The sequence below is a fragment of the Streptomyces sp. NPDC051136 genome (assembly GCF_044455745.1).
GTDB lineage: Bacteria > Actinomycetota > Actinomycetes > Streptomycetales > Streptomycetaceae > Streptomyces.
This window is the reverse complement of record NZ_JBITFE010000007.1, coordinates 75,257-88,068: the sequence shown is the minus strand read 5'-3', so window position 1 is coordinate 88,068 and position 12,812 is coordinate 75,257. Positions and strand designations below refer to the sequence as shown.

Here is a 12,812-nt window from a genome sequence, read left to right as displayed (position 1 = left end):
GCGGACACGCCGAAGGGCGGGCCTCTCCGTGAGGCCCGCCCTTCGGCGTGTCCGGTCGCGCGCGCCCGCGCCGGCGGGCCGGCCTACGGCTCGAACTTGTAGCCCAGCCCGCGCACCGTCACCAGGTAGCGCGGCGCCCCCGGGTCGGGCTCGATCTTGGCGCGCAGCCGCTTGACGTGGACGTCGAGGGTCTTGGTGTCGCCGACGTAGTCCGCGCCCCACACCCGGTCGATCAGCTGCATGCGGGTCAGCACGCGGCCCGCGTTGCGCAGCAGCATCTCCAGCAGGTCGAACTCCTTGAGCGGCAGGTCGACCTTGGTGCCGCCGACCGTCACCACGTGCCGGTCCACGTCCATGCGGACGGGCCCCGCCTCCAGGGCGGCCGGAGTGACCTCCTCCGGCTCGCCGCGCCGGCGCAGTACGGCGCGGATGCGGGCGACCAGCTCGCGGGAGGAGAAGGGCTTGGTGACGTAGTCGTCGGCCCCTATCTCCAGTCCGACGACCTTGTCGATCTCGCTGTCCTTGGCGGTCACCATGATCACGGGAACGTTCGAACGGCCGCGCAGCTGGCGGCAGACCTCGGTGCCCGGCAGGCCGGGCAGCATCAGGTCGAGGAGCACGAGGTCGGCGCCGTTGCGCTCGAACTCGTCGAGTCCGTCGGGGCCGGTGGTCGCGATGGCGACCTCGAAGCCCTCCTTGCGGAGCATGTACGACAGGGCGTCGGAGAAGGACTCCTCGTCCTCGACGACGAGCACACGGGTCACGGAAGGACCTCCGGGGCGGGAAACGTTTCGTACGCGGATGTATGGGGGGATGAGGACGACCGCTCGGTCTCGTCGCTGAGTCCGGCGCGGTCGGACCGCTGCTGGGCGCGGTCGCGGGCGAGGCCCGCCTCCGGCAGTCGCAGGGTGAAGGTGGAGCCCTGGCCTTCGGCGCTCCACACCGTGACCTCCCCGCCGTGCGAGGCGACCACGTGCTTGACGATCGCGAGACCCAGTCCGGTTCCTCCGGTGGCCCGGGAGCGGGCCGGGTCGACGCGGTAGAAGCGCTCGAAGACGCGCTCCTTGTCCTTCTCGGAGATGCCGATGCCCTGGTCGGTGACGGCGATCTCGATCAGGTCGCCACCGGGCGCGGCGATGCGGCGGGCCGCTATGCCGACCCGGGTGCGGGCGGGCGAGTAGTTGACGGCGTTCTCGACGAGGTTGCCGAGCGCGGCGGCGAGCTGGCCGCGGTTGCCGCGCACGCGCAGATCCGCCGTACCTCCGGCGGCCATGGTGATCTGCTTCGTGCCGGCGGCGTGCCGGCAGCGGTCGATGGCCTCGGCGACCAGCTCGTCCACCCGGACGGGCTCGGCGTCGTCGAGGGGATCGTCGTTCTGGACCCGGGAGAGGTCGATCAGCTCCTGTACGAGGTTGGTGAGCCGGGTCGCCTCGATTTGCATCCGCCCGGCGAACCGCTCCACGGCCTCGGGGTCGTCCGAGGCGTCCATGACGGCCTCGGAGAGCAGGGAGAGGGCCCCCACCGGTGTCTTCAGCTCGTGGCTCACGTTGGCGACGAAGTCGCGCCGTACGGCCTCGATGCGGCGGGCCTCGGTGAGGTCCTCGACCAGCAGCAGCACCAGCCGCGACCCGAGGGGCGCGACGCGCGCGGAGACGGCGAGCGCCTCCCCGCGTCCCGTCCCGCGCCGGGGCAGGTCCAGCTCGACCTGCCGTATCTCTCCGTCCCGCCGGGTGTCCCGGGCCATCTGCAGCATCGGCTCGACGGCGAGCTTGCCGCCCCGGACCAGGCCGAGGGCGTATGCCGCCGAACTGGCCTTGACCACCGCGTCGGCCTCGTCGAGGACGACCGCGGACGACCTGAGCACCGAAAGGACGGTGTCCACGCCGGGCGGGAGCACCGGGTCGGTGTGCAGGGAGGTGCGGGTGGGGCGCTTCTGGTCGCGTTCGCTCCAGCGGAACGCCAGCACGGCGATGACGCCGGTGAGTACTCCGGCGATCGCTGCCACTGCGGCGACCGCCGCGTTCACGTCCATGTCTCCAGGTTAGGCATGGTGAACCGTCCCGCCCCAGCCATCGGGGTGCGACCTCGAACACTCGTCGCCCAGAGTTCACCTTGGAGCCAGTGACGGTTCATTTGGGGTGCCGGAAACGGACGCGTACGGGCCGGACCGTGTAAGCGTGGGGGCACGGCGAGGGCGTGAGGCCGGTCTTCGAGCCCCCGAACTGGACGTACGAGAGGGAATCCTGATGCGGGACGCGTACCACGAGGAACTTGATTCGATCGGTGACGGTCTGGTGGAGATGGCCCGGCTGGTCGGGTCGGCCATCGGACGCGCCACGACCGCGATCCTCGACTCCGACCTGAAGCTGGCGGAGGCCGTCATCGAGGCGGACCAGAGGGTCGACACCCTCCAGCACGAGCTGGAGGCCCGGGCGATAACCCTGCTGGCCCGGCAGCAGCCGGTGGCGACGGACCTGCGCATCGTCGTGACCTCGCTGCGGATGTCGGCCGACCTGGAGCGCTCGGGCGACCTGGCCCAGCACGTGGCCAAGCTGGCCCGGCTGCGCTACCCGGAGCGTGCGGTGCCGCACGACCTGCACGCGACCATCCTGGAGATGGGCCAGCTCGCGCAGCGCCTGATGGCGAAGGCCGCCGAGGTGATCATCACCAAGGACGTCGACCTGGCCCTCCAGCTGGAGCAGGACGACGACGCGATGGACCTCCTGCACCGGGCCCTCTTCCAGCACCTGATGGACGACCGCTGGCAGCACGGCATCGAGACGGCGGTCGACGTGACCCTGCTCGGCCGGTACTACGAGCGCTACGCCGACCACGCCGTCGCGGTCGCCAAGCGCGTGGTCTACCTGGTCACCGGCGAGCACGCGGACGACCTCCAGTCGGACATCCAGCCCGTGACGCAGGCCGAGGGCGCCTGAGTCCCCGCGCGTGCGGGGGCGGGCCGGGGGCGCGCGTTCACTCCAGTGCGCCGTTGATGCGACGGCCGACGCGGGCGTGCAATGGACCCAGGCACCCGCTTCCAGGAGGAACCATGGCCGATTCCCCCCGCACGAAGCCCGACCCCGCACAGGAACGTCCCACCGAGCAGCCCCCCGAGATCCGCAGCCTGCCGTTGGTCGCCGCGTGCGGCTGCGGCTCGGGCTGCGGCTGCGGCTGCCAGTCGGGCAATCCCTGCCAGTGCGGCTGACGCGGTAGCGGCGGGCAGCGGGCCGGAGGAGAGCGGTGGGACGGCCGGGGTCGCCCCGGCCGTCCCACAGGCGCACCCTGGAAGAGACCAGAAGGGGGTGCGACGCACCATGGCTCACTTCATGGACGTACACCGCGGAATGCACGGCATCACAGCCGACCAGCTGCACCGGGCCCACCAGGCCGATCTCGCCGTGGAGAAGGACGAGGACGTCCACTTCCAGCAGGCGTGGGCGGACCCGGACTCCGGCACGATCTACTGCCTCTCCGAGGGCCCGTCGGCCGAAGCGGTCCAGCGCGTTCACGAACGCACCGGTCACAAGGCGGACGAGATCCACGAGGTCCCGCTGTCCGTGTAGCCCGCCCGGGGCACAGTACGAGTAGCCTGCACGCGGTCACCGACCGAACCGAACCGCTGCGATCGGGCGTCACCGGGGCACCCCCTGACACGGTGGATGCCGAAGGGAGGCCCGTGATCACCGCGTTGAACGACCTGGTCGACCTGGTCGAGGACCACCTCGGCGAGGAGCCGGACGTACCGGCCCTGGCCGCGAAGCTCGGCACCACCGAGTACCACCTGCGCCGGATGTTCTCGTCGCTGGCGGGCATGCCGCTGTCGGAGTACGTCCGCCGGCGCCGCATGACGGTCGCCGCCGCCGACGTCGTACGGGGCGAGGACGACCTGCTGGGCATCGCCGTCCGGTACGGATACGGCTCCACGGAGGCGTTCGGACGCGCCTTCCGGTCGGTCCACGGCTGCGCCCCGCGCGACGTACGCCGTGACGGGGGTCCCCTTCGGGCACAACCGCAGCTCAGGTTCCGCCTGACCGTCGAAGGGCACGCCCGCATGGACACCCGCTTCACCGACCGCCCCGCGTTCCGCCTGATCGGCCACGCGACCCGCGTCCCGCTCGTCCACGAGGGCGTCAACCCGCACATCCGGCAGCACATCGCCGCCCTCCCCCCGGAGGCCCACGCCCGTCTGAAGGCCCTCGGCGACACGGACCCGGCGGGCCTGCTCCAGGTCAGCGACGACGTGGCCCAGGACAGCGCGGAGGGCACCGAACTGACCTACCTGCACGGCGTGGCCGTGTCCGCCGGCACCGCGGCCCCCGACGACCTCGACGCCATCGAGGTCCCGGCCGGCACGTGGGCGGTCTTCCGCAGTTCGGGCGCCTACCCGGACGCCCTCCAGACCACCTGGGCGGCCACCGCGTCCGAGTGGTTCCCCTCCAACCCCTGGCGGCTGCGCCCCGGCCCGTCGATCGTCGCCGTCCTGGACCGGTCGGACGACTTCACGACGGCGACGACCGAACTGTGGCTGCCAGTGGAACCGGCCTGAGCTCACGGCCCGAGCGCCGTACGGCCACGGCCCCCGCCGCCCCGGATGCTAGCTTCCGGAACCATGACGGACAGCGTGTACGTGGGCAACGCGGGCAAAGACGCGGCACTGGACCGGGGGTGGCTGCTGGGGCACTTCAAGGACGCCTCCGACCCCCGGCACAGCGAGGACGTCGAGATCAAGTGGGGCGTCCACCCGAAGGGCGACGAACGCGCCCACTGGGTCACCGGCGAGGAACGCACCGCCTTGCAGGTCCTCATCAGCGGCCGCTTCCGGGTGGAACTGCCCGGCCGCAGCGTGGTCCTGGCCGAACAGGGCGACTACGTCGTGTGGGGCAGGGGCGTCGACCACTCCTGGTACGCCGAGGAGGAGTCCGTCGTCCTGACGGTGCGGTGGCCGTCCGTACCCGGGTACGCGGTCGCCGGCCAGGACGACGACGCTCCGCGGGCCACCGGCACCTGAGCCGTGATGCCCGCGGGTGTCCGCGGCCGGCACCTGAGCTGCGGTGTCCGCGCCCGGCCCCCTAGGCTGAGCGCCCGTCCACACACCCTGGGGGAGAAATGACCAGCAGATTCACGGAGTTGACCGTCGACTGCCACGATCCGGAGCTGCTCGCAGCCTTCTGGTGCGCGGCTCTGGACTTCGAGGTGATCGACCGGGGCGAGGACAAGGTCGAGATCGGCTCCTGGGAGCCGACCGTCGAGGAGGTCCGGGCCCGCCAGATGCCGCCCACGCTCGTCTTCATCCAGGTGCCCGAGGGCAAGACCGCGAAGAACCGGCTCCACCTGGACGTCAGCCCCATCGACGGCAGCACCGACGACGAGGTGACCAGACTCCTCGGCCTCGGCGCCACCAAGGTGGACGTGGGCCAGGGCCCCGGCCGGAGCTGGGTGGTCATGGCGGACCCCGAGGGCAACGAGTTCTGCGTCCTGCGCACCCTGGCCCCGTCCGACTGACCGCTCCCCGACACCGGCGGCGGACTCATCACTTGCCACCCCGGAAACCCGAGTCTTTCCACACCGGAAACAGACTGCTACTGTTTCCGGCATGGAAAGCAACGGGGTATCCCTCACGCCGGAGCAGGCCCGCGCCGCCCTGGCCGACACCGACCGCGTCCGGATCTCGGCCACGGCACTGACGGCCACGCCGTGGCCGACCTGGTTCTTCCTCACCCTGACGCTCTACACCGCGGCGCTTCCGGTCATCCTCGGCGGCATCATGGCCGACCGCGACTGGCTGCTGCCGCGCCCCGCCTGGATGGCCACCCTGCTGGTGATCACCGCGCTCTACGCGGCGCTCTTCTCCGTGGCGGCGAAGGCGTGGCGCGAGCGGACCGGCGTGGCCCTGCGGATGGACGTCCTCCCGAAGCGGGCGACCCTGCCCCTCATGATCGGCCTCCCCCTGCTGCTGGTCGGCGGCCCGTACGCCTTCCGCGCCACGGGCCGGCCGGCCTGGCTGATCGCGGCCGCACTCATCGGCGCAGCCGTGTCCGTCGGCTTCCACCTCACCTTCGTACGCCTGCACCGGAGGACCGCGTGAGCGCCGGAAACGGCGACCCGCTGGAGGGCTTCGACACCACCATCCACGCCCCGCACCGCCTGCGTATCTGCGCCCTGTTGGAGGCGGCGGGCGAGGCGGAGTTCGGCCTGGTCCAGAAGAACCTCGCCCTCTCCGCCTCCGCGCTGAGCAAACACGTCACGGTCCTGATGGACGCCGGCTACGTCGACCAACGCAAGGCCGTCCGCGACACCCGCCAGCGCGTGTGGCTCCGTCTCACCCGGCAGGGCCGGGCCGCGTACCAGGGGCACCTGGCGGCACTACGCGCGATCGTGGAACCGTCGGATCCGGCTCCCTGATCCGGCTCCCCGATCCGGCTTCCTGATCCGGCTGTCGGTGCCGCGTGACACCGTGCCGCCATGACCACATCGACAGAGCTGACCCTCTTCGCCGACTACTTCCAGATACACGTCTGCGACGCGGATACGGACGGTGACCTCAGCGATGCCTGGACGGGCCAGGCCGTCGCCGATCACCTGGCGGTCGCGCAGGACGCGCTGGGCATCGGCACGGTGGTCAACGTCGACGTGTCCGTCACGGTCGACCTCCTGCCTCGGGAACCGGACGACGACAGCTCGGAGTTCGACCACGTCGTCGAGGCCGGCCTGGAGGTGTCGTCGGGTCGCCTGATGGTTCTGGGCTGTACGGACTACGGCCCGGACGCAGCGACGTTCGAGGTCCCGCCCGGCTGGAACCGCGTCCGCGTCTCCCGGAGCAACCTGACCCGGGCGGCTCAGGCCGACGTCGACTCGGCGGCGAGTCCCGAAACCATGGAAAGGATCCGCATCCAGGTGTGGGCGGCCCCGGAGTCCCCGCCCGCGGTCATCAAGCGGTGGGCTTTCTGACCTTCCCACAAGGGGCAGTCGGTGCCGACCGTCGGCGCGACGACATCTCCGCCGTCGAGGCGGGGGGTTGCCCCCACCATCGGTCACGGCAACGTTCTACGGCCGCCATCCCCGGGCCCGTTGTCAGTGCCGACCTCTACGCTCCCAAGTGCGCGGTCGGTTTCCGGGGGTTCCAGCTCTGTAAGGAATGGTTGCATCCCCGGCCTGTACGGGGGCGGCCCGGAGCATCGTCCGGGACCTAACCGACGGTCGGGCTACGTCGATGGCCAGCAGATGACCTGCCAGAGCCGACCGCGCACGGGGGCCGCGGACACCGAGACGGTGATTACGGTCGGCCCATGCAGTGGATCACCTTGATCAGCACCGTAGTCGGCGCCGCCATCGCCACGGGCTCCGCCATGCTGTTGGACCGTCAGCGGTGGAAGCGGGAGCGCTTGGACCGCGAGACGCAAGCGCGGCGCATCCTGTACGGGGACTACCTGGCCACCCTCTCCGAGGCACGGCACGCCTGCGGCAACATGGCCCGGGATCCCGACATCGCCCCCTCGACCCGCCGCACCACGGCTCGCGAGGCGTTCGGACCGTGCATCGGCCTGAGGTACCAGATGACCATCAGCGCACCCGCCCGCGTCGTGGAGGCCTCGGAGGACACCTTCCGCCGCCTGCGTGACCTCCGCGACCGCGTAATGGATGGAGTCCTGGTCACCGACCAGGCCTATCTCCAGGCGCGCCGAAACTACGACGAAGCCCTTGCCGCGCTTCGGGCACGCATGCGACAAGACCTACGCATCAGCGGAGACCGCACTGCGCCCTGAAGGAGCGATCGTCCGCGTCTGCCCATTGCAGGACCACATAGCGGGCTCGGCGAAGCGCCCAACCCGCTGAACAGCGAACAGCGCCCTCGACGGAGAACGGGGGCTCTACACAGGAGGCTACTTCTTCTTACCCTGGGTCTTGCCGAGGATCTTGGTGACCTGCGTTTTCGCTACTCAGAGACAATGGGCCATGCGCCTGGTGGTCGTCGTTGGTCGTCATTAACCACTGTCGAGCGACCTTGGACGGCCCAGAGACGGCCCAGCTTCGGCGCGCTCAGCTGACGGCGAGCACCCTCGATGCGCCCAGTCTGAACCTCAGCCGACGACAGCCAGCCACGACGATGGGTCAGCCGCCTGTGCAGGCACGCGTGTGCCTCGCTGTGCCCCCGCCGGCCTCACCCACGCTGTCGACCGTCGAACAGCACAAGCCGCTACTACGGAAGCGGATACGTGACACCTTGCGTGATGACCTCTTCGTCCCGAAGCAACCTGGGTGGGGACAGCGCCTTGGGCAACGTTGCCTGTCAGCTGCGTTGATGGTCCGCTGACGTTCGTGTAGGTCCGCCGTTGTTCGTCGTCGTTGTCACGCAGTTAGACACGCACTCGATCCTGTTGCCGGTGCGCAGCATTGGCGAGGTTACAGCCCTCACTGCGACGGGTGAGGCGGACGTGTCCACGGATAGGCCACGGCTGGCTGAGCACTCCTTTGAGGAAGGGGCGGGGTGGCGCGGCGGGTGACTGGCGGCTTCGGCCGGGCCCCATGATCGCGGACATACCCTTGTAGAGGCCCTCGGGTCTTGGCGGTGACTACTGCTTCTTTCGCGACGCCTGCACCTTGGCGTTGCAGTTGGGGTCGTCGCCCGCTCTTCGGGTGACGACCTTGCGGTCGACCTCATGCGCCCCGGACGGGAAGCTATCGAACGAGATTCGCCAGTTGTCCTTACTGGGAGGTGCCGGGTCGTCATAGGGGGACAACTCCACTGAAGAGGACAACAGTGCGCGGTCCAAAGCAGGGTCGACGTCTACCGCGTAGAGCATGTACGGGCTGTCCGTCTGCCCTTCGCCTCCCACGTCAATCTTGCTCGCATACCACTCGTCATCGCTGCTCTGCTCCGCACGCTTCGAGAAGAGAATGCGCTTCCGGCCCCTGTCCTTGTCGCGCCCTGTGTCCTTGACGAGGAAGCCAACGGCAATCCAGAGCCCGTGACCGTTGTCCAGCTTGCCGCTGCCTACGATGGAGGGGATGCAGCGATCCACGGGATCGCCATCCTTGATCTTCTCAATCGCAATGTCGTTCCTGTGGCGATAGTCGTTAATGGCAGGCGCCACTAGAAAACTCACCGTGATGATCGTGGCCATGGCGGCGAGAAGTCCGATCTTCACGCGACGGCTCCAGCAAGCGCGGATCTTGGCCCGGAGCACTCGAAATGATCGCCGCTGGTAGTACCAGAAACCCACGATTTCCCCCTCGACGTCTCTGGCGAGGGCGCAACTGTAGCTGCTGTAAGCCACGAGGAACGTTGCCTTTGCAGGCCGGTTACATCAAGGGCGACCGGGCCCAGCGGCATGGACCCTCAGCACCGGCCGTCTGAGCGGCTGCCGTCTCCGGTCTCGTCTGAACGGTCGCGAACGACACTGATGAGACGGGAACTGAGATGGAGGGCGGGGCCGGGCTCGCTAGCATCGTCGCTGTTATAGGGGGAGTGATGGCATTGGTCTGCAAGGGATCACGACGGATCGTTGTCGCGGCACGGCCTACCGCTGGCGGCTGCGAGGCCGGCCGACGTACTTGCAGGGCTTGGCCTGGTCGCCGTGTACGTGCACGGTGGAGCATGCGGATACCCCGGGCAGGACGCTCGTGGTCACCATCGACCAGCCGCATCAGAGCAACTGGATCGGCGGGGAGGCTGAGCCAATGCTGCCGTCCGGAATTGCTGCGGCCGTTCGCCTTGCCCTGCGTGAGGGGTGGACACCGACGGCTTCGGGCTCCCCGTTCCACCTCGACCAGTCTGTCGGCTTCACGCCCGCGTCTTGAGCGGTGTAGGGAGTGAGCTCCGCTTTAGGAGTTCGATCCGAGCCTGCTCAGGCGCTTCCGCTGACCGGTGCGACAGCCGGTCAGATGCTGAGGGGTACGCGTCTGTTTGACGTCGTTGATGTCAGCGGTGGATGTCAGCCTCAGCCTTGAGAGCGACCGGCGTAGCGCACTCATGTGGATCAGCCGCGCCGGCGGCATCCCGCAGAGGGCCCGGGCGCCGGGACGCTGCACCTCCCTATCTGACCGGGGCATATGGCTCGCTGTTCTAGTGCTCCTGGGAGCCGACCTAGGACATAAGTGCTGGTGACAGCAACGCTTTTAGGCCAAAGTGCGGTAATCGGCCAAACCCGCGCGATGAGTCGTACCAACCCCTCCGCGGGAGACCCTTCGTGCGGGATCATCGGGCTGCAATTGATCAGCCACATGGGGGCGAATATGCACAAAGCGGTCAAGATCGATGCGCGGCCGGCACCTCCAGCAGCCGACGCGACTGTGCCCGAGGTTCTTATCTTTGACGCCGGAATAGATGATGACGGCGACTACTTCGCAGGCTCTGCTCAACAAGTGCATCTGACAAACGAAAATCCCGATTACGGCTGTATTGAGCATGGGAGCGCTGTTACGGGAGCCGTCCTTTACGGAAATGTGCAACGGGGGGAGAAGTTGTCGAAGCCACCGGTCAAGGCCACCCACTACAGGTGCATTCCGGGGCCAGCTCGCCTCGTCCGGCGACGGCATGCGTGAGCGGATCTCCTCGCGGAAGTGCACCGGCCCGTGGCCGACTTCGGCGAGGCGGGCGTACGTGCCGCCGGGGCCGGTGTCCTCCTGCGTGATCGCGGAACCGGCCACCAGGGAGGTGGGCAGGTAGCTCGTCGCCAGCAGGACGGGCTTGCCGCCCAGGACGAAGCGGCGGCGCCGCACGCACACCGTCTCCCCGTCGGCCAGGTCCAGGACCGCGCCCACACCATCGGGCGCGACCTCCTCGGACACGCTGACCTGGTCCACCTCAAGGGAGCGGTTCTCGACGTCGGCCGACCAGATGGACCGGCCGTTGCCCCACTGCTGTTGGGCGAGCCGCTGGATGCCCCGGCGCCGTACCGGGCGGACTCGCGGACGAACACGCCGGCGCCCTTGCGGGCCTCGGCGACGCCTTCGTCCCTGAGGACGCTCAAAGCCTGGCGGGCCGTCATGCGGGCTACGCCATACGTGACCATGAGGTCGTTCTCACCGGGGAGCCGATCACCGGGACCGTACTCGCCCGACCGGATCGCTTCGCGCAACGCGTCGGCGATCCGCTGGTACTCGGGGCGACGGTCGCCTCCGGTGTTGGCCATCCCCGTGGGCCTCCTCTCCTTCTCTAGACACCCCAGGCCGCAGGTGGTCCGTCCGTTTGCTGCGAGTAGCGCCCGGGCCCCTCAAAGCCGCCTCCGGGCGGGCGACTTGACGTCTCTAGACATATCGACCGCAGTGTCTGTCTAGAGTTGTGCCAAACGGCCGGGCATCCGGTTACCGGCCCGGGGACGGATCGTCGTGGTTGCCGTGCCGGCTGCTGTACGGCAGCGAGGAGACATCCTGCTCGGCGGCGTCAGGGGGTGCGCCAAGCGTTCTGGTCGATGCCGAGGTCTGCTCGGGCGCGCTCGTGGTAGGTGTTCAGCCGCTCGTGGAGGTCGCCGGTCACCGGTAGGGGCCGATGCTCGCGCGCCTGCCTCTCCATCTCCCACAGCACCACGTTGACTTCATGAGCTGCGGCGACGGCCGGCGGCGCTGCCAACATCACGAGCGCTTCGAAGAGGGCCGAGCGCCTGCGCTCGCCCTCCTCCATCGCGGTGATGAACTCGTGGTGGGCCTCTGAGCCCGCGTCGGCCATACGTGCGAATTTCGAGGCGTCAGCCACTTCCTTCACGCATGCGGCGTACTCGATGTACGTACTGAGCTTCCGGTCGTCCCAACGGGTGGCCATGGTCCGTCGGTGCTTGGCCCGTTCTCCCATGGTGACCGACACGTACGACGTCAGAGCACCGATGAGTACACCCGCCAGTGTCACTATCTGAGCGATCATGGCAGGGACCGTATCGCCAGGGAGGGCAGACGCCAGCCGGCCCGCCGCTCGGGCGGAGCGCCGGAACGGACACACCTCTTATACGGCCCAGCGGTGGTCCCGGTACAAGAACAAGCCCTCTGCCCACGGGAGAACCGCAGACAGAGGGCTTGATCAGTACGGGGCTTACTTCTTCTTGCCCTGGTTCTTCACGGCCTCGATGGCGGCCGCGGCCGCGTCCGGGTCGAGGTACGTGCCGCCGGGGTTCAGCGGCTTGAACTCGGCGTCCAGCTCGTACGACAGCGGGATGCCCGTCGGGATGTTGAGGCCCGCGATGTCGGCGTCGGAGATGCCGTCGAGGTGCTTGACCAGGGCGCGCAGCGAGTTGCCGTGGGCGGCGACCAGGACGGTGCGGCCGGTGAGGAGGTCGGGGACGATCGCGTCGAACCAGTACGGCAGCATGCGGCCGACGACGTCCTTGAGGCACTCCGTCTGCGGGCGCAGCTCCGGCGGGAGGGTCGCGTAGCGGGCGTCGGAGAACTGGGAGTACTCGGCGTCGCGGTCCAGCGCGGGCGGCGGGGTGTCGTAGGACCGGCGCCACAGCATGAACTGCTCCTCGCCGAACTCGGCGAGGGTCTGGGCCTTGTCCTTGCCCTGGAGGGCGCCGTAGTGGCGCTCGTTGAGACGCCAGTGGCGGTGGACCGGGATCCAGTGGCGGTCGGCGGCCTCCAGCGCGAGCTGGGCCGTGCGGATCGCGCGCTTCTGGACGGACGTGTGGACCACGTCGGGCAGCAGGCCGGCGTCCTTGAGCAGCTCGCCGCCGCGCGTCGCCTCCTTCTCGCCCTTCGGGGTGAGGTTGACGTCCACCCAGCCGGTGAACAGGTTCTTCTCGTTCCACTCGCTCTCGCCGTGGCGGAGGAGGATCAGCTTGTACGGTGCGTCGGCCATGCTCCCGAGCGTAATCGAACCCCCGGAC

The 12,812-nt window shown here is 69.1% G+C and carries 15 protein-coding genes and 1 pseudogene; 10 read left to right on the top strand and 6 right to left on the bottom strand.

Going from position 1 to position 12,812, the window contains the following annotated elements; translation table 11 throughout:
• Nucleotides 1-83: 83 nt before the first annotated feature.
• Both ACIBCJ_RS20955 and ACIBCJ_RS20950 read right to left on the bottom strand, forming a co-directional pair.
• Nucleotides 84-764: a response regulator transcription factor gene (locus ACIBCJ_RS20955; protein WP_133890658.1), complete on the bottom strand. Its 681-nt coding sequence runs from the start codon at nucleotides 762-764 to the stop codon at nucleotides 84-86.
• Nucleotides 761-2,032, bottom strand: coding sequence for an ATP-binding protein (locus tag ACIBCJ_RS20950; protein WP_362505717.1), 1,272 nt, complete (start codon nucleotides 2,030-2,032; stop codon nucleotides 761-763). The genes ACIBCJ_RS20955 and ACIBCJ_RS20950 overlap by 4 nt, the downstream gene beginning before the upstream one ends.
• A gap of 214 nt (nucleotides 2,033-2,246) precedes the next feature.
• Between ACIBCJ_RS20950 and phoU the strand changes: the two genes are divergently transcribed.
• The 10 genes from phoU to ACIBCJ_RS20900 all read left to right on the top strand — a co-directional run bounded on the left by phoU (nucleotide 2,247) and on the right by ACIBCJ_RS20900 (nucleotide 7,763).
• Entirely contained in the window at nucleotides 2,247-2,936 is a 690-nt protein-coding gene (gene phoU / locus ACIBCJ_RS20945; protein ID WP_362101900.1) for a phosphate signaling complex protein PhoU, read from the top strand.
• Nucleotides 2,937-3,049: 113 nt separating this feature from the next.
• Entirely contained in the window at nucleotides 3,050-3,205 is a 156-nt protein-coding gene (locus ACIBCJ_RS20940; RefSeq protein ID WP_362101788.1) for a hypothetical protein, read from the top strand.
• 109 nt (nucleotides 3,206-3,314) lie between these two features.
• Complete coding sequence (locus ACIBCJ_RS20935) at nucleotides 3,315-3,563, top strand: SCO4226 family nickel-binding protein (protein WP_362101791.1); 249 nt, start codon at nucleotides 3,315-3,317, stop codon at nucleotides 3,561-3,563.
• Between the two features lie 113 nt (nucleotides 3,564-3,676).
• Nucleotides 3,677-4,546: an AraC family transcriptional regulator gene (locus ACIBCJ_RS20930; protein WP_365980804.1), complete on the top strand. Its 870-nt coding sequence runs from the start codon at nucleotides 3,677-3,679 to the stop codon at nucleotides 4,544-4,546.
• A 63-nt stretch (nucleotides 4,547-4,609) separates the two neighbouring features.
• Complete coding sequence (locus tag ACIBCJ_RS20925; RefSeq protein WP_362101797.1) at nucleotides 4,610-5,008, top strand: signal peptidase I; 399 nt, start codon at nucleotides 4,610-4,612, stop codon at nucleotides 5,006-5,008.
• Nucleotides 5,009-5,106: 98 nt separating this feature from the next.
• The gene (locus tag ACIBCJ_RS20920) at nucleotides 5,107-5,502 is read left to right on the top strand and encodes a VOC family protein (RefSeq protein ID WP_362101799.1); all 396 of its coding nucleotides are present in this window, start codon (nucleotides 5,107-5,109) and stop codon (nucleotides 5,500-5,502) included.
• Between the two features lie 91 nt (nucleotides 5,503-5,593).
• Nucleotides 5,594-6,085 (top strand): hypothetical protein, encoded by a 492-nt coding sequence (locus ACIBCJ_RS20915; protein ID WP_365980805.1) that lies wholly within the window; start codon nucleotides 5,594-5,596, stop codon nucleotides 6,083-6,085.
• Nucleotides 6,082-6,402, top strand: coding sequence for a transcriptional regulator (locus ACIBCJ_RS20910; protein ID WP_365980806.1), 321 nt, complete (start codon nucleotides 6,082-6,084; stop codon nucleotides 6,400-6,402). Before ACIBCJ_RS20915 ends, ACIBCJ_RS20910 begins: the two co-directional genes overlap by 4 nt.
• A 60-nt stretch (nucleotides 6,403-6,462) precedes the next feature.
• Nucleotides 6,463-6,948, top strand: coding sequence for a hypothetical protein (locus ACIBCJ_RS20905; protein WP_365980807.1), 486 nt, complete (start codon nucleotides 6,463-6,465; stop codon nucleotides 6,946-6,948).
• Between the two features lie 338 nt (nucleotides 6,949-7,286).
• Complete coding sequence (locus tag ACIBCJ_RS20900; RefSeq protein WP_365980808.1) at nucleotides 7,287-7,763, top strand: hypothetical protein; 477 nt, start codon at nucleotides 7,287-7,289, stop codon at nucleotides 7,761-7,763.
• A gap of 807 nt (nucleotides 7,764-8,570) precedes the next feature.
• On the opposite strand, the gene ACIBCJ_RS20895 is transcribed toward ACIBCJ_RS20900, so the two are convergent.
• From ACIBCJ_RS20895 to ACIBCJ_RS20880, 4 genes and pseudogenes are all read right to left on the bottom strand, one after another.
• A complete protein-coding gene (locus tag ACIBCJ_RS20895) occupies nucleotides 8,571-9,275 on the bottom strand; it encodes a hypothetical protein (RefSeq protein WP_365980809.1) in 705 nt (234 codons plus the stop codon).
• 1,240 nt (nucleotides 9,276-10,515) lie between these two features.
• Nucleotides 10,516-11,132 (bottom strand): annotated as a pseudogene (locus ACIBCJ_RS20890) (GntR family transcriptional regulator); the annotation flags it as partial.
• 251 nt (nucleotides 11,133-11,383) lie between these two features.
• The gene (locus tag ACIBCJ_RS20885) at nucleotides 11,384-11,857 is read right to left on the bottom strand and encodes a hypothetical protein (protein WP_365980810.1); all 474 of its coding nucleotides are present in this window, start codon (nucleotides 11,855-11,857) and stop codon (nucleotides 11,384-11,386) included.
• 165 nt (nucleotides 11,858-12,022) lie between these two features.
• The gene (locus tag ACIBCJ_RS20880) at nucleotides 12,023-12,784 is read right to left on the bottom strand and encodes a phosphoglyceromutase (protein ID WP_133890670.1); all 762 of its coding nucleotides are present in this window, start codon (nucleotides 12,782-12,784) and stop codon (nucleotides 12,023-12,025) included.
• Between the last annotated feature and the right edge of the window lie 28 nt (nucleotides 12,785-12,812).